The organism is Arhodomonas sp. KWT2 (genome assembly GCF_041949875.1).
Classification (GTDB): Bacteria; Pseudomonadota; Gammaproteobacteria; order Nitrococcales; family Nitrococcaceae; genus Arhodomonas; species Arhodomonas aquaeolei.
The window spans coordinates 1-21,198 of record NZ_JBHFPQ010000027.1 but is presented as its reverse complement, the minus strand read 5'-3'; the positions used below and the strand labels follow the sequence as shown (position 1 = coordinate 21,198).

Below are 21,198 nucleotides of genomic sequence, written 5' to 3'. Positions count from 1 at the left end.
AGTCACCGAGAATGAGCACCGATAACGCGGGCCCCGGAGAATCAGGCACCATGCCGCGACAGCCGCAGCCGCCGGCGGGCGGTTTCACCGCCGAGGACATCGGCCGTTACGACCATGTCACCCGCCTGCCAAGCCGGGTCCAGTGCCTGGAGCAGCTTGCCGCCGACCTCGACGGAATCGCGTACAGCGGCCGGCCGCGTACGCTGGTACTGGTCACACTGGCGGAGGCACAGCATTTCAACCGCATCCTGCGTGCACTCGGCCATGCCTTCTCCGAGGACTTCATCCGCGCCGGGGCCCAGCGCGTCATCGAGTGCCTGGATGCAGGCGTGACGGTCTACAACGTCAGCGTGCTGAGCTTCGCGTTCGTCGTCGACAACGACGGCAGATACCCCCCGGAGCACACCGCGAGGAGCATCGCCACCCACTTCACCGACCCCGTCATGGTTCAGGACATCCCCATCCAGACCGCCGCGGGAGTCGGGCTGGTGGCACTGGACGCCGGCTTCACCGCACCCGCCGAGGCACTGCGTGCCGCGCTCACCGCCGCACAGGACAGCCGCAGTTCCCACCATCCGTTCGCGTACTACAACCCGGGCTCGGACGCCGCCCAGCGCCGTGCCTTCCAGCTGCTGACCGACCTGCCGGAGGCGCTGGAGGCCGACGACCAGTTCACCCTGCACTTCCAGCCCCGGGTGTCGTTCGCGGACCGCCTCAGCCACAGCGTGGAAGCGCTGATCCGGTGGCAGCATCCCAGGCTCGGATGGATCTCGCCCGCGGAGTTCATCCCCCTGGTGGAGACCACCGCCCTCATCCGGCCACTGACGGCTCTGGTGCTGGAAACGGCGATCCGCCGGCTCAGCCGATGGCAGGACGCGGGACGCGATCTGGGCATATCCGTGAACGTCTCGCCACGGAACCTGGCGGAGCCCGAGTTTCTGGGGCGGCTGCGCGGATGGCTCGACCGCTACGGCGTGGACCCGCGGCGCCTGGAGCTGGAGTTCACGGAGGGGGCGGTCTCTCCGGACAACGCGCGGACGCTGGAGACCCTGCGGCAGGTCCGCACCCTGGGCATGACCGTGGCCATCGACGACTTCGGCAGCGGCTACAGCAATATGGCCTACCTGACCCGCATTCCGGCGGACGTGGTCAAGATCGACAAGTCCTTCGTGCTCGACCTGGACAGGGGCGAGCAGGCGCGTTTCCTTGTCACCGAGATCACCAACCTCGCCCACGGGCTGGATTTCGACGTCGTCGCCGAGGGCATAGAGACCGCGAATGCGTACACCTTCCTGGACGGTATCGGCTGCGACCAGGGTCAGGGCTTCCACCTCGCCCGGCCGATGCCGGACGACCAGCTCGACGCGTGGCTGGTGCGCTGACCCCGTGCCATACACCACCCAATATCGCCCGTCCCCTCGTCCGCGTGTCGCCGCGCTCGCCATCCTGCTCGCCCTCGGCGTCATCGCCGGGGGTCGGGCCACCGCGGGTGCCGATGCCATCGACACGAACCGGCAGTGGGAGGCGCTGCCGGCCCCCGGGGACGACGGCGGCCGTACCACCCTGGCCGCCGCCGCGCAGGCCCTCCGGGACCTGCCGGTGACCCTGGCCGGGGTGCGCCTGGACGGCACCACGCTGAACGCGCTCGCCGCCACCCCGGCCGACGAGCCGCTGCTGCGCGCCGTGCGCGAACGGCTCGGCCGGCCGGTGGACCTCACCGACCTGCTCTACTTTCTCGACGACGTCGCCGCCGCGCGCGGGCGGCTGGACAGCGTGGACGTGCACTCCGGCCGGGCCCGGCGCGCGGGCATCCTGCTGCACCCCGACGGGGTCTTCGGCGACACGCCCCGGCGCTACGGGGGCCGGCGGCTGGAGATCCGCCCACCGCCCAACCCGCCGGATCTCGAGCCCGCCCCGGACGGCGCACCACCGGGGCCGCGCTGGACGGCACGCTATCCGAACCCCGCCGACGAGGCCGCCCGGCTGCAGGCCCTGGTGGACGCCGGCGCCGCGGGCTTCGCATCACGCCTGCGCTCGCTGATGGCGCAGTGCCGGGACCAGGGCGCGGAGGCGTATCTCTACTCGACGGTGCGCCGGCGCGAACGCGGCTACCTGATGTACGGCGCCTTCATCCTGGCACGGGCAAGGGGTCCCGAGGCGGTGGCACGGCGGGCCGCCGAGCTGGAGCGGCTCAATGCCGGGTGGGGGCTGGACATCCCGATCCGCTGGCAAACCGACGACGGCTGGCGGGCCACAAAGGAGGCGGCCCGGCGTATGGCCGAGGCCTACAACGTGGTCTATGCCACGCGCAGCGGGGCCCGTCATTCCAATCACTACGACGGCGACGCCGCGGACCTGGTCGTCGTCGACCTGCCCCGCCGGCTCACCCTCGCCGCCCCGGACGGTGCCCGGCGGACGTTCGACCTCTCAGCCCCGGAGGAATCCCGCGACCTCGATCTGACGCCCCGTCTGATCGACTGGGTGGAGCGCCACTTCGACCTGCGCAAGCTGCGCAGCGACTATCCGCACTGGACGGATCAGCGCGGCGGCTGATCCGGTGCCACGCCCCGCGCCCCGTCGAGAAAGATCCGCACCGCCTCGTCCACGCAGCGCTCGATCTCCGCCTCCGTGGCCGTGACCGGCTGGCCGAGCACCGCCTCCAGGTAGTGCGCGCCCTTGACGAAGTCCAGGAACTGCCGCGCGGCGGCATCCGGGTCGTCCAGGCGCAGGTGACCGCGCTCGCACTCGACGCGGAAATAGCGGGCGAGCGCCGCGCGCGCCCGGCCCGGGCCCGTCTCGTAGAAGATCTGCCTCAGGTTGGCGTTGCGATGGGACTCGATGATCATCGCGCGGTGGGTACGGAGGGTATCCGGGTCGAGGAGCAGGCGGTTGAGCCGCATGCCCAGCTCGAAGAGCGCGCGCTCCGGCGGCTGCTCGAAGATCGACTCGTCCTCCAGCGGCGCGTACACGCTGCCGGCCTTGCGCTCCATGATCGCCCGGAACAGCGCCTCCTTGCTGCCGAAAAGGCGGTAGAGCGTCTGCATGGACCCGCCGGCCCGCCGGCCGATCTCGCTCATGGTCGCCGCCTCGAAACCGCGCTCCAGGAACACCCCGGCAGCGGCATCGAGGATGCGCGCCGCGCGCTCACGGCCACGCCGGGTCGCGGGCGTGCACCCCGGCGTCTCGCTGTCAGCCATCGCTCACCTGTTCGGCCGTCACGGTCATGCCGCGAAAACTAACACTTGATAGAAACGTAATCTACGTTACGATTTCACGTCTTCACGTTCTCCATTGTCCAACGTTCCGTCGAGGTGCATGCCGTGAGGGGTATCAAACTGGTGGTGTTCGGCGTCGTGCTGGCCGCGGTGATCGCCGCCGGTGTGGTCTACGGCATAGAGTGGTACCGGGTCGGGCGCTTCATCGAGGAGACAGACAACGCCCAGGTCGCCGCCGACAGCGTCGCCATCCAGCCCGAGATCAACGCCCGCGTGGTCGATGTGCCGGTCGCCGAGAACCAGGTCGTCGACAAGGGCCAGCTCCTGGTCCGGCTCGAGGACAAGGACCTCACCACCCAGCGGGACCGGGCTGCCGCGCAGCTGCGACAGGCCCGCGCCAACCTCCAGGCCACGGAGCGCCAGATCACCCTCCAGCAGGCACGCATCGAGCAGGCGGCCGCGCGGGTCGACTCGGCGAAGGCGGAGACCGAGCGCAGCCGGCTCGACCTCCAGCGCGCCAAGAGCCTGGAGAAACGCTCCTACAGCTCGCGCCAGGAGCTCGACAACGCCCAGGCCGCCTACCGGGTCGCCCGTTCGGAGGGACAGGCCGCCAGGGCGACGCTGACCGCCGAGAAGCGTCAGTTGCCAGTGCTCAAGGCGCAGCGGGACCAGGCCAGTGCCGCGGTGGCGGACGCCGAGGCCGCCCTCGCCTACGCCCGCCATCAGCTCGACAAGACGCGGATCGTCGCACCGGCCGCGGGCGTGGTCGGCGACGTCACCGTCGAGGCCGGCTCCATGGCCCAGCCCGCGCGCACCCTGCTGCACGTGGTGCCGCTGCCGGAGGTCTACGTGGTGGCCAACTTCAAGGAGACAGCAGATCGCGCGCATGGAGATCGGCCAACCGGTTGATATCCACGTCGACGCCTACCCGGACCGGGTATTCAAGGGCCGCGTGGCGAGCCTCTCCCCGGCCACCGGCGCGCAGTTCAGCCTGCTGCCCCAGGACAACGCCACCGGCAACTTCAACAAGATCGTACAGAAGGTGCCGGTGCGCATCCGCGTGACCGAGCCGCCGGAACGCCTCGCACTGCTGCGCCCGGGGCTGTCGGTGGTCCCGGAGGTGGACACCCGCGAGACCGGCGAGGGCCGGGTCTATCGCAATCAGGATCGCAACCCCCTCGCCGACGCGGATCAGGGCGAGCGTAGCGGCCCGGACGACAACCGCGACGGCGGGCGGCCGTGACCCACGTCACCGACATGCCGCCCTGGTCCCAGCGACTGGGGTTCGTGGCCGCGGTGTTCGGGATGTTCATGGCGATCCTGGACATCCAGATCGTGGCGAGCTCGCTCAACGAGATCCAGGCCGGCGTGTCCGCCACCGAGGACCAGATCTCCTGGGTGCAGACGGCATACCTGATCGCGGAGGTCGTGATGATCCCCCTGTCGGGGATGCTCACGCGCATCCTCTCCACCCGGGTCGCGTTCGTCGTCTCCTGCGGGGGATTCACCCTGGCGAGCCTGGGCTGCGCGATGGCGAGCTCGGTGGGCACGCTCATCACCCTGCGGGCCGTGCAGGGCTTCCTCGGCGGGGCCATGATCCCCATCGCCTATGCCATCAGCTTCTCGATCTTTCCCCGTAGGGTGATGGGCAGCGTGCAGGCGGTGATGGGGCTGGTGGCGACCATGGCGCCGTCCATCGGCCCCACCATCGGCGGCTACATCACCCAGACGATGAGCTACCACTGGCTGTTCCTGGTGAACGTGCTGCCCGGCATCCTCGTCAGCCTCGCGATCTGGAACACCCTCGCCCTGGACCACGGCAACCGTTCCCTGCTCAGGCGCCTGGACGTCCCGGGGCTGGTGTTCATGGCGGTCTTCCTCGGGACCCTCGAATACATCCTCGAGGAAGGTCCCGGCGACGACTGGTTCGCCAGCGCGCTGATCCGGGACATGAGCGTGCTGTGCGCGGTGGCGGGCGTGGCGTTCTTCGTGCGGATGTTCCGCACTGATCACCCGATCGTCGACCTGCACGCCTTCCGCAACCGCAACTTCGCCATCGGCGCAGCGCTCGGGTTCTGCCTGGGGATCGCCCTGTACGGCCTGACCTACCTGATGCCGCTGTTCTTCGGCATCGTGCGCCAGTACAACGCCCTGCAGATCGGCGAGATCATGTTCGTCACCGGCGCGGCGATGTTCGTGTGCGCCCCGATCGCCGGACGCGCCTCCGATCACATCGACCCACGCATCCTCCTCGCCATCGGGCTGACGCTGGTGGGTACCGGCACCGTCATGAACGCCCACATGACCAGCGAGGCCGGTTACGAGCTATTCTTCTGGCCCCAGGTGATCCGCGGCGCCGGCATGGTACTGTGCATGATCCCCATCACCCGCATCGCCCTGGGCACCCTGCCGCCCCACGAGGTGGGCAACGCCAGCGGACTGTTCAACGTGCTGCGCAATCTGGGCGGGGCCTTCGGCCTGGCGATGATGGACACCATCCGCGACGTACGCTTCGACTTCCACTGGAGCCAGATCATCCCCGCGATCGACACCGGCCGCGCCGCCGTCGTGCACGAGCTCCAGGCCCAGACCCAGCAGCTCACCGGCGCCGTCGCGGATCCGCGGGCGGGCGCCATCGCCAATCTGGCACGACGCATCGGCGTCGAGGCACAGACCATGGCCTTCAACGACATCTTCCTGTGGCTGGGGATGATCTACCTCTGCGCCGTCCCCGTCATGCTGCTCATGAAGCGCCCCACCATGGCGACGGGCGAGGCCGGCCACTGACGCGGCGACCGTCCGTCGGCCCGGCACACGGCGACCGTGCCGTTCAGCCCGGGTTCAGGCACGCGGGGGCATAACGGTAGGTACCGAAACCCGGCATCCGGCTCTACCACCGGAAGGAGTACCGTCATGCGCGTGCGTACACTCACCCTCATCGCCGCGGCCGCCGCCCTGGGCATCGGCGCCGCCGTCGCCAGCCCCCGGGCGGACGCCCGCGAGTACGTCGAGAGCGGTGTCACCATCCACTTCGGCTACCGTGACCCGGCCCCCTACTACGGCGACTACCGGGGCTGGTTCAACCGGCACGACGGCTACCGCTACCGCGACCGCCACCACCACCGTGGCCGCCACTTCGCGCCACCGGCCTTTCGCCACCACGGTGGTCCGCCCGGACTGCGCCACAAATTCGGCTACCGGGAGGACCATGATCGCTACGGTCGTGGCTTCGGCGGCCGCAACGACTGGGACGATGGACACGACCGGCACCGGCGGCACAAGCGCATCGACTGACCCCCGCGCGACACACCGATAGCGTGTGCCGCGCCCTCACGGACCGGCCTTGCCGCACGGCAACGGCCGGACCACAAGATGAGACCGGCCTCAGGCTGGATCGGTTGTGTGCCTCATGACCGGGCAGTCGCCGGACGACGCGGGTTCGCCAGCATGGGGCTGCCCGTCACCGGGTCCTCGATCAGGGTGCACTCGATGCCGTAGAGCCGGCGTACCAGCGCCGGCGTCACCACCTCGGCCGGCGGCCCCTCCGCCACCACGTCACCGTCCAGCATCGCCACCATGTGATCCGCAAAACGGCAGGCGCTGACGAGGTCGTGCACGACCATGACCACCGTCTTGCCGCTCGCCGCCAGCGCCCGGATCAGCTCGAAGACCTCGAGCTGGTGGCCCAGATCCAGGGCGGAGGTGGGCTCGTCGAGGAGCAGCAGCGGCGTCTGCTGGGCGATCGCCATCGCGATCCAGGCACGCTGGCGCTGACCGCCGGAGAGCGCGTCCAGCGGTCGGTCGGCCAGGGCCTCGATGTCCGCCGCGGCAAGGGACTCCGCCAGGACCCGCTCGTCCTCCGCCGACCACTGCCGCATCAGGCCCTGATGCGGGTGACGGCCGAAACGGATCAGCTCCGCGACAGTCAGGCCCTCCGGCGCCACCGTGTGCTGGGGCAGCAGCGCAATCCGGCGGGCCACCTCCCGGGTCGGCAGGTCCCGGATATCCCGGCCGTCCAGCACCACACCGCCACCGCTCGGCGGGTGCAGCCGCGCCAGCCCGGCAAGCAGGGTGGACTTGCCGCAGCCGTTGGGGCCGACGATGGCCGTGACCCGACCGTCCGGCAGCGCGAGGCTGAGCTCGCGGACGATCGTGGTCCGGCCGTAGGCGAGGCCCAGACGGTCGGCCTGCAGGCGGCTGTCACCGTCGGTCACGGGTCGATTCACGGGGTCATCCTCGATGCACGCAGCAGGATCCAGAGCAGATAGGGGCCGCCGACCACGGCGGTGACGATCCCGACCGGGATCTCGATGGGCGCGAGCAGCAGCCGTCCGGCCAGGTCCGCGAGCACCATCACCAGCGCGCCGGCCAGCGCGGCACCGACCACCGGCACGCTCGCCGGCGCGGACAGGTGACGGGCGATCTCCGGGCCGACCAGCCCCACGAGCCCCACCGGCCCGGCGACCGCCACCGCCAGCGCGGTGAGCAGCACGGCCACGGCCAGGGAGAGCCAGCGGCAGGCTCGCACGCGCACGCCCAGCCCCTGGGCGGTGAAGTCGGAGAGACGCATCACCGTCAGCGTCCGCGCCAGTGCCAGGGCCGCCGGCAATCCGACCGCGACCCCCGCCCCGAGCACCCACACGGCATCCGCAGAACGGGCATTGAGGGTGCCGACGGTCCAGGGATAGGCCTGGTTGGCGGCGTCGATCGCCACGCGGGCGAGCATGAGCTGGGTTACCGCCCCGAATAGGGCACCTATGGCGATACCGGCGACGATGAAGCGGTACCCCCGCGTGCCGGTGCCACCCGCAAGGCCGAAGGCCAGCGCCGTGGCAGTGGCCGCGCCGACCAGGGCCATGGCCGGCGGCGCGACGGCGATGCCCACCCCCAGCACCGAGGCCACCGCGAACGCCGTCGCGCCGTTGTCGATGCCGATGATGCCGGGCGTGGCCAGGCGGTTGTGCGCCAGCGTCTGCATCAGGCAGCCCGCCACCGCGAAGGCGGTGCCGGTGAGGATACCCGCAAGCAGCCGCGGCCCGCGCAGCGCCTGTATCAGAAAGCGCGTGACCGCATCGCCGCCGCCGAACAGCGCGGTGACGGCGTCGTGCGGCGCCACCACCGTGCTGCCCAGCGACAGGGCCATCACCGCTGCCGCGGCGAGCAGGAGCGCGAGCAGCAGGTTCGCCCGCTGGGTGCGGCGCTGGACCAGCAGCGTGCGCCCGCCGGGCAGGCGCAGCACCGCAGTGTGCGCAGGGGAGCGGGAAACAGCGCCACCGGACATCGCCACGGTCACAGCGTCGGCAGCCGCCGGGCACGCACCACGGCGATCAGAACCGGCGCACCCAGCAGCGCGGTGAGCACCCCGATGGGCAGCTCCGAGGGCTGAACCACCAGACGCGAGACGACGTCCGCCGCCACCACGACCAGCGCCCCCAGGGGCACGCTCAGCCACAGCGTGCGGCGGATATCCGGACCGGCCAGCGCCCGGGCGGCGAAGGGTACGACCAGGCCGACGAAGGCGATTGGCCCGGCCACCGCGGTGGCGGCCCCCACCAGCAGCGCCACGGCGATCACCGCGAGCAGCCGCACCGTCCCCGGCCGGTGCCCCAGCCCGGCGGCAACCCGGTCACCGAGGGCCAGCGCCGCCAGCGGCCGGGCGATGGCGAGGGTGATGAGCGCGGCCGCCGCCAGCGACGGCAGGATGCCGGAGAGGTCGGACAGGCGCCGCCCGGCGACGCTGCCCACCACCCAGAACCGGATCTCGTCGGCGGTGCGCTGGTCGACGAGCAGCAGCATGGACGTGAGCGCGGCGAGCAGACTGGAGAGCGCCGCGCCGGCCAGCACGAGGCGCACCGGATCGTCCCCGACGCCGCGCAGCCGCCCGGCGCCGATGGCGCACAGGCAGCCACCGAGGGCACCGAGCTGGGCCACGGTGCTGCGCAACGTCGCCGCGCTCGCCCCCAGGGTGAGCGCGACGGCCACGGCGAAGGCACTGCCGGCGCTCACGCCCAGCAGGCCCGGCTCGGCCAGCGGGTTGCGCGTCACCGCCTGCAGCAGCGCCCCGGCGACGCCGAGGGCCGCCCCCACCACCAGGGCGATTACGGTGCGCGGGGCCCGGAGCTCGAAGACCACGAACCGCGCCTCCTCGCTGCCGTGACCGAGCAGCCCGGCCAGCGCCGGGCCGGCGTCGACGCTGCCGGCCCCGAGCAGCAGGCTGGCGAGACACGCCAGGGCGAGCACGGCGGCGCAGGCGGCGGTCAGCCCGGTCATGCGCATGCGCGTCCCCGCCTCCCCCACCCGGGGGGCTCCGTTCGAACCGGCGGCGGTCACTGCAGGACCGCCGCCTCGATGTCGTCCAGCACCACCTCTGCGGCGAGCGGCCCGGAGGCGCTGGTCCAGAGCTGGCCGTCCACCGGCACCACGCGCTCGCGCCGGACGACGTCGAGCCGCCGGAATGCCGGCGAGGTACGGGCCGCGTCCAGGGCCTCGCGGCCGTCGGCGTTGAGGGTGGCGAGGAAGAGCCAGTCGCCGTCGATGCGCGACAGCGCCTCCAGGCTGAGGGGGTCGCTGTGGGGGCGGTCCCCGCCGACCAGTCCGGCGGTCTCCACGTCGAAACCGGCAGCGCCGAGCAGCCCGGTGGCGAACAGCCGCGAAGACATCACCATGGGCCCCTGCGGCATCCAGCGGACGAGATAGGCGGTGCGGTCATCGGCGTTGTAACGCCCGGTCACCGCGGACGCGATCCGCGCAGCGCGGTTCTCCACGCGCGCAATCGCCTCGTCCATGGCCGGCGTCTGCCCGAGCGCACGGGCGTAGAGCCGCGCCTCGTCCTTCCAGGCATCGGCGCGGAAGCCCTGAACATCCGGGACCACCGTCGGTGCGATACCGGAGAGCAGTTCATACTGCGCCCGCGGCAGCCGCGGCGAGGCCAGGATCAGGTCGGGGCGCTGCGCGAGCACCGCCTCGACGTTCGTCTCCCGGGGCGTACCGACGATGGCCACATCCCCGGCGCGATCCTGGATATAGCCCGCGACTCCATCGCCTCCGCGGGTGGTGACCGCACCCACCGGCGCGACATCCACCGCCAGGGCGGCGTCCAGTGCGCCCTCGTAGAGGGTGACAACGCGCTGCGGCGTACCATCGATATCGACCTCTCCGTAGGCCGTCACCACCGTGCGCGCGTCCGCCACCGGGGTCGCCGCGAGGGCGACCATGAAAACCAGCGTCATCGCAAGGATACCGTGGATACGCTCGGCCGCTGCTGTCTGCTGCATGGGTCAGATCTCCCGTCGGCCAACGTCAGGCGTCGCGCCGCCAGTCGACCTGCAGCGACTCCTTCCAGGCAAAGCGCACCAGGTGGTCACCCACCACCTGCTCGAGACGCGCCAGGGACTCGCCGTCGCCAGCCCGGCCGGAGAGGAGCAGCACGCCCTCGCCCGCCGCCATCTCGATATCGCCGAAGGGGAAATGGACCTCGCCGCGCTCGTCGTCGAAGCGGGCCTCGACCTTGTGGCCGAAGTGTCGGCAGAGTTTCTTGAGATTCACGGCGGGCTTCTCGGTGGTGACGGTGGCGCGGGTGGTGACCATGATCACGCTCCCTGGTGGATGGCGGAGTGGACGTGCGGCGGGACCGGCGGAGCGGCGGAGCGGCGGACCCTTAAAGTCCACCCTTCGCCGCTCCCCACTGCACACGGAGCCGCCCGCAAAGGCCTCCCCGCGGGCGAAGGCAGGGCCGCACGGATACGTTAACAAATGATAATTATTCGCTATCGCATATTCAACGCCTGCACAGGTCCTGCCCACGACCGCGGCGGCCCGCCCGATCCACGGCACGGCACACGTGCTGCCGGGTGACACCAATGTCCCTGAGCAGGTGGTCATCCATGTCCATCACCCGGTTCAGGGCGAGACGGGTCCGCCACGCCCGGAGACGGCGCCGCACGGCATCGCGCAGCGCACCGGCGAGCCCCGCGGAGGACGACGGTGCGGACCCGCCCCGGCGGGCGCATTCGGTGGTGTTCGGCGTATCGTGGTGGACGGCCATTGCGCTTGCCTCCCCGGTGGTAGCGCCTGTCCGGCGCCTCCGTGACTGTTGGGGAGAGCATGTGCCGCGGACATTGTTAACTCAAACAAAAAGGAATAAATTCGCCTTTCAGTTTTTGTTAACGGAAATGCCATGAGCGCCCATCCGGAGTCCCGCCCCGCCGCCGGGGCACTGCCGCTGCTGGAGCACGACGTGCTGCGCACCTTCGTCGCCATCGCAGAGACGGGCAGCTTCACCCGGGCGGCACGGCAGGTCTTCCGCACGCCGGCGGCGGTGAGCATGCAGATCAAGCGCCTGGAGGAGACGCTGGGTCGGGCGGTGTTCGTCCGTGAGCCACGGCGCACGCGGCTCACGCCGGAGGGCGAGGCCCTGCTCGGCTATGCCCGGCGGCTGCTGGAGCTCAACGAGGAGGCGGTGTCGCGGTTCCTCTCCCCTGCCGTGGACGGCTCGGTGAGCCTGGGCACGCCGGACGACGCCGGCACCCGGATTCTGCCCGGCGTGCTATCGCGCTTCGCGCGCACCCACCCGGCGGTGCAGGTCACGGTGCGCGTGGGCCGCAGCGGGGATCTGCTGGAACGCCTGGACGCCGGCGAGCTGGACCTGATGCTGATGACCGCGGGCAACGAGGGCCAGGAGGATCGCCGCGGCGAGGTCGTCTACAGCGAGCACCTGGTCTGGGCGGGGCGCGAGGGCGGTGTCTGCGCGGGGCGAACGCCGTTGCCCCTGGCCCTGGCCGAACACGGCTGCGCCTGGCGGGCGATGGCGCTGGAGGCGCTGGACCGCAGCGGCCGCGACTACCGTATCGCCTACACCAGCGAACACTGCGCCGCCCAGGAGGCGGCGATGCTCGCCGATCTCGCCGTGGCCCCCTTCCCCCGGAGCCTGATCCGCCCGCCCCTGCGCGTGCTGGACGCGGACGCCGGGCTGCCGGCACTCGGGGCCTACCGGATCCAGCTCCTGCGCGCCCCGGGGCGCGGCAGCGCCGCGGACGCCCTCGCCGAGCACGTCGTCGACCGTTTCCACGCCATGAGTCGTTAGGAGGCCCGGGCGCTAGACGGTCGCCCCCCGATCCACCGCCTCGATCAGCGCGTCGGCGGAATCCACCACCCGGCCGAAGTTGAGTGCGAACGCCTTGAGCGTCGCCCGGTGCATCTCCGGGTCGTAGTCGGCGGTGGCCTCGTCGACGAGGGCACAGTGGTAACCGCGGTCGGCGGCATCGCGCACGGTGGTCTCCACGCAGGCACTGGTCACCACGCCGGCGACTACCAGGGTGTCGATGTCCATGCGGCGGAGGACGTCATCCAGGCCGCTGCCATTGAAACCGCCGTTGGTGGTCTTGCGCACCACGGTCTCGCCCTCGATCGGGGCCAGCTCGTCGCGGACCGCGAAATCCGGATTGCCGGACCACCAGATGTCGCGCGCACCGGTGACGCGCTCCAGATTGCGCGTCCACTCGCGAAAACGCGGCGGGCACTCGCGCAGGTCCTGGTAGCGCGAACCGAGCACCAGGTGCACCACCGCGATCCCCTCGCGGCGGAAGAACTCCAGCATCCGCCGGATGGCGGGCACGGTGACGCCTTCCAGGCGCTCGTTGTAGTAGTCCATCGCGCCCGGGGCGACCGCCTGGATCGCCCGGCCGAGGCCGCGGGCGGGTGAGGCGTCGTGATACTGCATGTCGATGATCATCAGCGCCATGCGCTCACGGCGTGAAAGGTCGACCGCGGGGACGAGGTCGAACAGCGGGGACAGGGCGTCGGTCATCGGTTCAGGGCCTCCCGCGCTCGCGCGCCAGCAGCCGGATTCCGGCCAGGATGAGGATGATGGATACGCCGACGGTCACCGTGGCGATGGCGTTGATCTCGGGGGTGATCCCGATCCGCAGCATCGACCAGATATGCATCGGCAGCGTATTGCGTGAGCCGGTGAGGAAGAACGTCACCGGCAGTTCGTCGAAGGAGAGCGTGAACACCAGCAGCGCGCTGCCGATGATCGCGGTGCGGATGGAGGGCAGCGTCACCAGGAAGAACGTCTGCCACATGCCGGCGCCCAGATCCATGCTCGCCTTCTCCAGGTTCGGGTTGACCCGTTCCAGCCGCGCGAGCACCTGGGTCACCACGATGGGCATCCACACCAGGCTCTGGCCGAGGATCACCGTGCCCAGCGACAGCCCGACATCCACCCGGTGGAGGATGATCAGCAGCGCCAGGCCGGTGATCAGCTGGGGGATGATCAGCGGCAGCAGTAGCGCGCGCTCCACGCCGGTGCGCATGCCGCCGCCGAGGCGGCGCAGGGTCAGCGCCAGCGGCACCCCCACCACGGTGGTGATGACCACGCAGGCGGTGGCGACGAACAGGCTGTTGCCCACCGCCGCGATCATCTCCGCGTCCTGCCAGAGCACGCGGTACCAGTGCAGCGACCACGACTCGATGGGCCACGCGAGGATCCGGCTCTCCTGGAAGGAGAAAGCCACCAGCACGATCAGCGGCAGGTAGAGGAAGGCGAATATCGCCGCGGCCGCCGCCGTAAACAGGCGCCGGGCCGCGTTGCCGGACGTCGATGCATTCATAGTCATGCGTTCCGCCCCAGGCCGCGGGCGACGAGCGAGGTCACGCCCAGCAGCGCGAAGACCACCAGCAGCACGATCACCGCGAGGGCGCTGCCGAACGGCCAGTTAAAGGCGGCGCCGAACTGCTCGATGATGACGTTGGCGATCATGATGTCGGAGCTGCCGCCGAGGAGCTTGGGCGTGATGAAGTCGCCGAAGGACAGGCAGAACACCACCGTCGCCCCCGCCGCCAGCGCGGGCACCGTCAGCGGGAAGACCACGTGCCTGAAGGTCGGCAGCGGCGGCGAGCCCAGATCACGGCTGGCCTCGATGTAGCTGCGCGGGATCTTCTCCAGCGCGGCGTACACCGGCAGCGCCACGAAAGGCAGGAAGATGTAGATCAACGCAAGGCAGATGGAGAACTTGTTGTAGAGCAGCAGCGGGGTCGGGTCCTGGATGATCCCCAGGTTCACCAGCAGCGTGTTCAGTATCCCCTCGCGGCCGAGGATGATGGTCCAGATGTAGGCGCGCAGCAGGAAGCTCGTCCACAGCGGCACCACCAGCAGGAAGAACAGCAGATTGCGCCAGCGCCGGGCGTACACGGCCAGGTAGTAGGCGAGCACATAGCCGAGCACCGAGGCGACCACCGTGACCGTGGTGGCCACCAGCACGGAGTTGCCGATGACGTGGGCGTACACGCCGCTGCCCGCGATCTTGGCGTAGTTGTCCACGGACAGTGCCGGACGGATCGTGTAGAGGTCCTTCTCCCAGAAGCTGAAGATCGCGACCATCGCGTACGGCAGCACGATGAACACCAGCGTGTAGAGCAGTGCGGCGCCCCCGGACGCGAGCTCCAGGCGGCGGCGTCCGAGACGCCGCAGCAGCGACATCGCAGGGGCACCGACGGCAGCACCACCGGCGGCCGTGGCCACGCCCTGGGCCCTACTCACCGCGCGCCTCCAGCGCAAAGGCATGCAGCTGCGTCTCGGGCAGCTGGAGCAGCACGGTGGTGCCGAGCCGTTCGCCGATGTCGCCGGGCAGGCGCTCGCCGCGCTCGTGGAGCTCGATGCGGGTGCCGTCCGGCCCGCGGAGGACGAGCTTGCGGTCGACCCCGAGGTAGACCATGTCCTCCAGCCGGGCGGAAACGACATTCTCCCGCGCGGCGAGCCCGGTAGCGAACTGGATGTGCTCCGGGCGGACGATCAGGCAGGCCGCCATACCGGGGCGCAGGTCCGTCGCCGCCCCCGCGGCGGCGGCGATGCGGGCGCCGTCCTGCAGATCCACCACCACCCGGCCGTCGGCGGCGTCCACCACCCGGCCCTCGAACCGGTTGGAGGCACCGACGAACTCCGCGACGAACAGCGAGCGCGGGTGCTCGAACACCTCGGAGGGGGCTCCGAGCTGGCGGATGCGGCCGCTCTCCATCACGGCGATGCGGTCGCTCATCACCAGCGCCTCCTCCTGGTCGTGGGTGACGTAGACGAAGGTGATGCCGGTGTCGCGCTGCATGCGCTTGAGCTCGAGCTGCAGCCCGCGGCGGAGCTTGGCGTCGAGCGCGGAGAGCGGCTCGTCGAGGAGCAGCACCTCGGGCTCCTTGATCAGCGCCCGGGCGAGCGCGACGCGCTGCATCTGGCCGCCGGACAGCGCGTCCGGATATTCGTCCATCCGTCCCGCAAGCCCCACGCGCTCGAGCATCTCCCCCGCCCGGCGCCGCCGTTCGGCACGGGCGACGCCGTCGAAGCGCAGGCCGTAGCCGACGTTCTCCGCGACGCTCATGTGCGGGAACAGCGCGTAGTCCTGGAAGACGGTGTTCACCCGCCGCCGGTGCGCGGGGACGTCGTTGAGGGACTGGCCGTTCATGTAGACGGCCCCCTCGCTCGGCGCCTCGAAGCCGCTGATGATCCGCAGCGTCGTAGTCTTGCCGCTGCCGCTCTCGCCGAGCAGCGTCAGGAACTCGCCGCGCCGGATGTCGAGATCGACATGGTCCAGCGCGACGAACCCACCGAAACGCTTGGCGACACCATCGAGGCGGATCACCTCACCCGTTTCAGTCAACATTGGCCGCCTTGATCTCGTTCCAGACCTCGAGGTACTTACCGCGCCGCGGGATCTCCCGCCAGAAGTTGATGTTGCGGCGGAAGCTCTCGTCCCTGGCCATGATCGACCTGGCGAACGCCTCCGCGGGCAGGTACTCCCCGGCCTTCGGGTTGGTGACGCCGAAGCCGCTCGATTCGTAGACCTGGGCCATGACCTTCGGCGAGATCAGGTAATTGATGAAGGCGTGGGCCAGATCGCGATGCTCGGTGCCGGAGACGACGAAGTTGGAGTCCAGGAACGCGGTGGTGCGCTCGGGAGTGCACTGAACGACGTTCACGCCCTGGTCCTTGAGCTGCTCGGTGACGTAGCTCCACGACAGCGTCGCCACCACCTCGCCGCTGGCGAACAGCTGGGTGATCTGCCCGCCCGTGGACCAGTAGGTCCGCACCAGCGGCTTCTGCTCGATCATCTTCTGTTTGACCTTCTCGAGCTGTTCGTCGGAGAGGGTCCAGATGTTGTCGTAGCCCATGTAGGCGGCGACGGTGCCGAGGGTGGCGACGTCGTCCCACATGGAGATCCGGCCGCTGTAGCTGTCGTCGAAGAGCACGTCGAAGCTGCAGCCGTCGACCTCGTCGGCGTTGACGGTCACCGGCAGCACGTCCCAGTCATTGGGCACGCCGTACTGGCGGCCGTCCTGGCGCAGGAAGCCGAGCTTCTGGAACCTCGGGTAGAGCTGTCCGAAATTCGGGATCCTGTCCAGATCCACCGGCTCGACGAAGCCGGCGTCGATGGCGGGCTGCGCCAGCGAGCTCACGATCACGACCACGTCGTACTGCGTGTCGCCGGCGGCGAGCTTGGCCATGTACTCGTCGTTGGAGCCGACGTAGGTGCGCTTGACCTCGACGTCGTGCGCCTCCTCGAAGGGCTTTACCCACTGGTCGTTCGCCAGCCCCTCCCAGGTCAGCACACGCAGGACGTCATCCGCGGCACTGGCGCGGAACGAGGCGCCGGCCACGAGGGCCAGGCCGGCGGCGCCGAGCACGAGGGCGCGGACCAGCGGGAAGGACGACGGACGTTTCTTGGACATGCTTTCCTCCGGACCCGGCGGGTCGTTTTCTGAGGTCGGCCTTGCGGGGGACCGATCGCGGCTCGGCACTCCCGCGGCTTCATCGCAGTCTATGGAGCCACGCAGCATCGCGGCAACAGAATGCTGCGTTGCAGCATGACGCTTTCTGTTATAGTCAGTGCGACAAAATGCGACAGAGTACCTACGGATGGCGAGCGACGACTTCCCGCGCAACCTCCGGCTCGTGTGCAGCTACTCCCGGTCCATTGCCGACACCTGCCGCCGGCTCGGCGTGAACCGCCAGCAGTTCCACCGCTACCTCTCGGGGGACAGCCGGCCCGGGCTGCAGCGCCTGCGCCTCATCAGCGACTACTTCGGCTTCGAGGAGTCGGAGATGCTGCTGGACCACGAAACCTTCCGGCGGCTCGTGGCCGTCAAGCGCCCGGTGGCCGGCGAATTCTCCGCCATCTCCGAGCGCATGCGCGACATCCTGCTGCTCAACCCGGACAGCCACGAACGGCTGCGCGAGTACACCGGCTACTATTACAACTACTTCTGCCCGGCGGAGCACCCGGGCCGGCTGATGCGGGGATTCATCCAGGTGACGGAGGACAGCGGCTTCGTGTTCAGCCGCAACATCGAGCGCTACCCCGACGACCCCAGGCAGACCACGCTCAAGTACAACGGCCTGTTCGTCCACTCGGGGCAGAACGTGCTGATGTTCGAGCGGGAGGCGAGCGTGGGGAAAATGGTGTGGCTCACCGTCCTCTACGCGCGGGACCGCGACCAGCCCTCGCTCATGCCGGGCCTGACCCTCGGCGTGACCGGCACGGCCGACCGCGGCATCGCCTGCTACCGCGTCATCCTCCAGTACCTCGGCCGCGACGTGCCCCTGCGCGAGACCCTGCGCGGCTGCGGCCTCTACGACCTGGACGACCCGCGGATCGACCCCGCCATCCGCGAGCGCGTACGCAACGAGATGCAGCCGGAGGAGCCGGCGTTCAGCTTCCGGCTGTAAAATCGGGAACGAACAGGGCCCGTCGCCCCGCGAGCGCGACGATCCGCGGCACCGCGGACACCGCCATTCAACCGCCGGGATCGGCGCCCGTCCCGGCGTTCGGGACGAAACCGGATCGACCGGACGAGCGCTCGATGAGTCCGCCCAGCGTTTCAAGCGCCTCGTACGAGCGCCCGTTCCACGCCACGGCGGCATTCAGACGCATGCAATTGCCGAAACGATCATCCGGTGCGAACAGCGCCCCCGGGGCAAAGCTGATCCCCCGTTTCAGGGCCTCGCCCAGCAACGAGGCCGTATCCACGGCCCCGGGCAGCTCGACCCATACGAGAAACCCGCCCTGGGGCGCGCTGATCAGGGTGCCCGCCGGGAAATGCCTCTCGATCCGTGCGATCAGCTCCGAGACGCACCCCCGGTACGAGCGCGCCGCCGATCGCAGCTGCCGGTCCACCTGCCCGGTCGCGAGGTACTGCGCGAGCGTGAGCTGGGCCTGGGTGTTGACCGAGATCGTGCGCAGGTACTGCTCGAAGGCAACCGACTGTCGCCGGGATGCGGGGGCCACCAGCCAGCCGACACGCAGACCGGCACAGATCGTCTTCGTGGCCGAGCCGCAGTAATACACGAGACCGGTGCGATCCCAAGCCTTCACCGGAGTGTGCCGGCGCCCTGCCTCGACCAGCTCGCCATACGTGTCGTCCTCTATCAGCGCAACGGCGTGGCGCTCCACCAGGTCCACAAGGGCCTGTTTGCGTTCATCGGACAGCGTCACGCCCAGCGGATTGGACGCCACCGGCGTGACGACACACGCCCGGACATCGCCTGTCTGCAGGGCCCGGTCGAGCGCCTCGAGCGATATCCCTTGACTGGGGTCGGCCGGGATCGGCAGGGCCCGAAGCTGCTGCTGTTCGAGCACCTCCAGCAGGCCGTAGTAGGTGGGCGCCTCGACGGCCACGACGTCCCCCGGCCGGCACAGGGTCTTCAAGGCGATCGCCATGGCCTCCTGACAACCGTTGGTGATCAGGATGCCGTCCGGATCGAGTCGACACCCCGACATGGCCAGACGCCGTGCCACCGCCGTCCTCAGTTCGACCGCACCGGGCGGAAAGGCCTGACTCATGCACCGCCGGCGTGCACTGCCCCAGACCGTCCGGCTCGCCGCCGCGACTGCCGTTCCGGGCATGTAGTCCGGATGCGGCGTGGCCGCACCGAAATTCACTACCCGGGGATCGGTGGCTGCCGCGAGCAGTTGCAGGATGCGGTCACTGCCGGCAACCGCCACCGGCGATGAACGTCCGCCCGGTATCGTGGGCAGCGCCGAGTGCCGGCGGCCAACGACGAAAAAGCCCGAGCGCGGCGCCGCTTCGATAACCCCGCGACGCTCGAGCTCGTGATAGGCCCGAACGCAGGTGGACACGCTCACACCACGGTGCCGACTGACATCGCGCACCGATGGCAGCCGCGTGCCCGGCGGGTAGACCCCGGCACCGATCGCCCACGCGACGTCGTCCGCCAGCCGCTCGTATAGCCGCATGCCCTGTCTGTATCGCCTCTGCGTCGTAAATCTGTCGCTGTATCGCTCCGCGTCACGATACGAGGATCGATGTCACTGGTCCATTCGCCCTGGAGATCGGTATGGGCATCGAACCGCCGGCCACATCCACCGACACCGCGGGATCGACCCGCGCCCCGACGGCCGTCCACGGCAGAGCGCCCGTCCCGACGACACTGCGAACCGGCACACGCGGCAGCAGACGGTGGCGCGCGCTCAGCTACGGCCTGCTGGCCACGGCCTTTTACATCGGCTTTTTCAACCGATTCGCCCCGGCCACGTTCTCCCTGCCCATCGGCCGGAGCTTCGAACTCGGTGCCGCCGGGATCGGGGCGCTCGCAGCCACGCATTTCTGGGTCTACACGCTGATGCAGATCCCCGCGGGCATGCTCGTGGATCGACTCGGCGTCCGGTGGCCGGCCACCGCCGGCACCCTGTTGACCGGCGCCGGGGCGCTCACGCTCGGGCTCGCACCGAGCTACCCGGTCGCACTCGCGGGCCCGCTGCTGGTCGGCATCGGCATGTCGATCGTCTTCGTGGCCGTGATGAAGAACAACGCACTGTGGTTCGCCGGTCGGCGGTTCGGTCTGGTGACCGGCGTTACGCTCCTTGCCGCCGCACTCGGATCGATCTCGGCGGAGGCACCGGCATACGCCCTGCTCCGGGTGCTCGACTGGCGTTCGATCTTCGTCAGTCTCGGCGCGGCCACGATCGGGGTCGGTGCGCTCATCGCCCTGCTCTGGCGTCACCCCGCGGAAACCGGGCATGACTGCCCCCCGCCGGGCGCCGCAGCGCCCGGCGGCACCGCACTGGCCCGCAGGCGGGCCTGGCTGGGTGCCGCACGTCAGCCACAGCTCTGGCTGGTGCTGCTGGCGATCTCCGGCACGAACGGTACGTTCTATGCGTTTGCCGGGCTCTGGGGCACTCATCTGCTGGGCAACGGTTTCGGCCTGTCGGGCAACACCGCGTCGTGGATCATCACCTGCGCACTGGTGCCCTACGGACTCGGTTCACTGCTCGTCGGCCATGTCTCGGACTGGCTGCGAACGCGCAAGGCGTTCATCTGCCTGGCCTCACTGGTCGGTGCGCTGGCCTGGGCCTGGCTGCTGTTCGGGCCATGGAGTGGCGCCGCCACCGGCCTGGCCTGCTTTCTGGTACTGGGGTTATCGAGCGCGCAGGTCGTGGTTTCCTTCGCCACCGTGAAGGAGAGCGTGTCCGAAGACGTCATCGGCGTCGCGCTCGCCCTGGTAAACATGGGCGTATTCCTGACGACGGCGGTCGTGCAGACGGGCTATGGCTGGTTCGTCTCGTGGGTCTCCACCGCCCCGGCATCGCCGGCGACATACCGCACCGCACTCTGGCTACCCGCCATGCTGAGCGTCGCCGGGCTGGCGGCGGCGCTGCTGGTTCGCGAGACCTATCCACCGGCCGAGCCCCGGCAGAGGCGCCGGCCTTGACGGCGGCCAGAGTATCGTCGGACTGAGCTCGTTGAGCATTTACCCGACAGTCTGCCCCGTTGAGTGACGGCGCTGCGCCGTCACCAGAGCAACGCGGCCAATCACGGAAAAATCATCCCGCTCCCTTATTTGTCAGGTCCCGGATGATTGCGCACCTGCCGAATGAATAGTTGCGGGTGGCTTTGTTGCCATTCCTTCAGCGCCTGTATCGGCGTTCGCTGGTGCAGCGCTTTCTGCGGTATGTGGTGATTGTACAGGTGGCAGTAGCGC

22 protein-coding genes and 1 pseudogene are annotated in these 21,198 nt (G+C 69.9%); 9 read left to right on the top strand and 14 right to left on the bottom strand.

Annotation, left to right across the window (positions count from 1 at the left end; all coding sequences use genetic code 11):
* The first annotated feature begins 50 nt into the window (after positions 1-50).
* A complete protein-coding gene (locus tag ACEZHJ_RS02615; RefSeq protein ID WP_163142180.1) occupies positions 51-1,382 on the top strand; it encodes a bifunctional diguanylate cyclase/phosphodiesterase in 1,332 nt (443 codons plus the stop codon).
* Positions 1,383-1,386: 4 nt separating this feature from the next.
* Positions 1,387-2,553: a hypothetical protein gene (locus tag ACEZHJ_RS02610; protein WP_375036204.1), complete on the top strand. Its 1,167-nt coding sequence runs from the start codon at positions 1,387-1,389 to the stop codon at positions 2,551-2,553.
* Here ACEZHJ_RS02610 and ACEZHJ_RS02605 read toward each other — a convergent pair.
* Complete coding sequence (locus ACEZHJ_RS02605; protein ID WP_163139849.1) at positions 2,538-3,197, bottom strand: TetR/AcrR family transcriptional regulator; 660 nt, start codon at positions 3,195-3,197, stop codon at positions 2,538-2,540. The two genes, ACEZHJ_RS02610 and ACEZHJ_RS02605, sit on opposite strands and share 16 nt — an antisense overlap.
* A gap of 123 nt (positions 3,198-3,320) precedes the next feature.
* On the opposite strand from ACEZHJ_RS02605, the gene ACEZHJ_RS02600 reads away from it, so the two are divergent.
* The 4 genes from ACEZHJ_RS02600 (at position 3,321) to ACEZHJ_RS02585 (ending at position 6,509) form a co-directional block, all read left to right on the top strand.
* A complete protein-coding gene (locus ACEZHJ_RS02600; RefSeq protein WP_205599795.1) occupies positions 3,321-4,124 on the top strand; it encodes an HlyD family secretion protein in 804 nt (267 codons plus the stop codon).
* Complete coding sequence (locus ACEZHJ_RS02595) at positions 4,102-4,458, top strand: HlyD family secretion protein (RefSeq protein WP_205599794.1); 357 nt, start codon at positions 4,102-4,104, stop codon at positions 4,456-4,458. The genes ACEZHJ_RS02600 and ACEZHJ_RS02595 overlap by 23 nt, the downstream gene beginning before the upstream one ends.
* Complete coding sequence (locus ACEZHJ_RS02590) at positions 4,455-6,002, top strand: DHA2 family efflux MFS transporter permease subunit (protein WP_205599793.1); 1,548 nt, start codon at positions 4,455-4,457, stop codon at positions 6,000-6,002. The genes ACEZHJ_RS02595 and ACEZHJ_RS02590 overlap by 4 nt, the downstream gene beginning before the upstream one ends.
* A gap of 126 nt (positions 6,003-6,128) precedes the next feature.
* Complete coding sequence (locus ACEZHJ_RS02585) at positions 6,129-6,509, top strand: hypothetical protein (RefSeq protein ID WP_163139847.1); 381 nt, start codon at positions 6,129-6,131, stop codon at positions 6,507-6,509.
* Positions 6,510-6,622: 113 nt separating this feature from the next.
* On the opposite strand, the gene ACEZHJ_RS02580 is transcribed toward ACEZHJ_RS02585, so the two are convergent.
* The 6 genes from ACEZHJ_RS02580 to ACEZHJ_RS02555 all read right to left on the bottom strand — a co-directional run bounded on the left by ACEZHJ_RS02580 (position 6,623) and on the right by ACEZHJ_RS02555 (position 11,259).
* Positions 6,623-7,441: an ABC transporter ATP-binding protein gene (locus ACEZHJ_RS02580; protein ID WP_163139845.1), complete on the bottom strand. Its 819-nt coding sequence runs from the start codon at positions 7,439-7,441 to the stop codon at positions 6,623-6,625.
* The gene (locus ACEZHJ_RS02575) at positions 7,438-8,454 is read right to left on the bottom strand and encodes an iron chelate uptake ABC transporter family permease subunit (RefSeq protein WP_018717853.1); all 1,017 of its coding nucleotides are present in this window, start codon (positions 8,452-8,454) and stop codon (positions 7,438-7,440) included. The genes ACEZHJ_RS02580 and ACEZHJ_RS02575 overlap by 4 nt, the downstream gene beginning before the upstream one ends.
* A 50-nt stretch (positions 8,455-8,504) precedes the next feature.
* Positions 8,505-9,485, bottom strand: a complete 981-nt coding sequence (locus tag ACEZHJ_RS02570) for an iron ABC transporter permease (RefSeq protein ID WP_156831171.1) — start codon at positions 9,483-9,485, stop codon at positions 8,505-8,507.
* Positions 9,486-9,541: 56 nt separating this feature from the next.
* Positions 9,542-10,489, bottom strand: coding sequence for an ABC transporter substrate-binding protein (locus ACEZHJ_RS02565; protein WP_163139843.1), 948 nt, complete (start codon positions 10,487-10,489; stop codon positions 9,542-9,544).
* A gap of 25 nt (positions 10,490-10,514) precedes the next feature.
* Positions 10,515-10,802, bottom strand: coding sequence for a DUF2218 domain-containing protein (locus ACEZHJ_RS02560; RefSeq protein ID WP_163139841.1), 288 nt, complete (start codon positions 10,800-10,802; stop codon positions 10,515-10,517).
* Between the two features lie 190 nt (positions 10,803-10,992).
* On the bottom strand, positions 10,993-11,259 hold the full coding sequence (locus ACEZHJ_RS02555; RefSeq protein ID WP_163139838.1) for a DUF1127 domain-containing protein: 267 nt from the start codon (positions 11,257-11,259) through the stop codon (positions 10,993-10,995).
* A gap of 132 nt (positions 11,260-11,391) precedes the next feature.
* On the opposite strand from ACEZHJ_RS02555, the gene ACEZHJ_RS02550 reads away from it, so the two are divergent.
* Positions 11,392-12,297 (top strand): LysR substrate-binding domain-containing protein, encoded by a 906-nt coding sequence (locus tag ACEZHJ_RS02550; RefSeq protein ID WP_163139835.1) that lies wholly within the window; start codon positions 11,392-11,394, stop codon positions 12,295-12,297.
* Between the two features lie 12 nt (positions 12,298-12,309).
* Here the strand turns inward: ACEZHJ_RS02550 and ACEZHJ_RS02545 are convergent, their stop codons facing one another.
* The 5 genes from ACEZHJ_RS02545 to ACEZHJ_RS02525 are packed head-to-tail and all read right to left on the bottom strand — an operon-like array spanning position 12,310 to position 16,928.
* Entirely contained in the window at positions 12,310-13,020 is a 711-nt protein-coding gene (locus ACEZHJ_RS02545) for a cysteine hydrolase family protein (RefSeq protein ID WP_163139831.1), read from the bottom strand.
* Positions 13,021-13,024: 4 nt separating this feature from the next.
* Entirely contained in the window at positions 13,025-13,825 is an 801-nt protein-coding gene (locus ACEZHJ_RS02540; RefSeq protein ID WP_018717846.1) for an ABC transporter permease, read from the bottom strand.
* A 2-nt stretch (positions 13,826-13,827) separates the two neighbouring features.
* Positions 13,828-14,754 (bottom strand): ABC transporter permease, encoded by a 927-nt coding sequence (locus tag ACEZHJ_RS02535; protein WP_240466228.1) that lies wholly within the window; start codon positions 14,752-14,754, stop codon positions 13,828-13,830.
* Complete coding sequence (locus ACEZHJ_RS02530) at positions 14,747-15,862, bottom strand: ABC transporter ATP-binding protein (RefSeq protein ID WP_040409367.1); 1,116 nt, start codon at positions 15,860-15,862, stop codon at positions 14,747-14,749. Before ACEZHJ_RS02530 ends, ACEZHJ_RS02535 begins: the two co-directional genes overlap by 8 nt.
* Positions 15,852-16,928, bottom strand: a complete 1,077-nt coding sequence (locus ACEZHJ_RS02525) for a PotD/PotF family extracellular solute-binding protein (RefSeq protein WP_163139829.1) — start codon at positions 16,926-16,928, stop codon at positions 15,852-15,854. Before ACEZHJ_RS02525 ends, ACEZHJ_RS02530 begins: the two co-directional genes overlap by 11 nt.
* Before the next feature lie 187 nt (positions 16,929-17,115).
* Here ACEZHJ_RS02525 and ACEZHJ_RS02520 point away from each other — a divergent pair, with 187 nt between their 5' ends.
* The gene (locus ACEZHJ_RS02520; RefSeq protein ID WP_163139827.1) at positions 17,116-17,925 is read left to right on the top strand and encodes a helix-turn-helix transcriptional regulator; all 810 of its coding nucleotides are present in this window, start codon (positions 17,116-17,118) and stop codon (positions 17,923-17,925) included.
* A 67-nt stretch (positions 17,926-17,992) separates the two neighbouring features.
* Here ACEZHJ_RS02520 and ACEZHJ_RS02515 read toward each other — a convergent pair whose 3' ends face one another.
* Complete coding sequence (locus tag ACEZHJ_RS02515; protein WP_163139825.1) at positions 17,993-19,453, bottom strand: PLP-dependent aminotransferase family protein; 1,461 nt, start codon at positions 19,451-19,453, stop codon at positions 17,993-17,995.
* Between the two features lie 101 nt (positions 19,454-19,554).
* Between ACEZHJ_RS02515 and ACEZHJ_RS02510 the strand changes: the two genes are divergently transcribed.
* Positions 19,555-20,928, top strand: a complete 1,374-nt coding sequence (locus ACEZHJ_RS02510; protein ID WP_163139823.1) for a nitrate/nitrite transporter — start codon at positions 19,555-19,557, stop codon at positions 20,926-20,928.
* 125 nt (positions 20,929-21,053) lie between these two features.
* On the opposite strand, the pseudogene ACEZHJ_RS02505 reads toward ACEZHJ_RS02510, so the two are convergent.
* Positions 21,054-21,198: pseudogene (locus tag ACEZHJ_RS02505) on the bottom strand (IS481 family transposase); the annotation flags it as partial.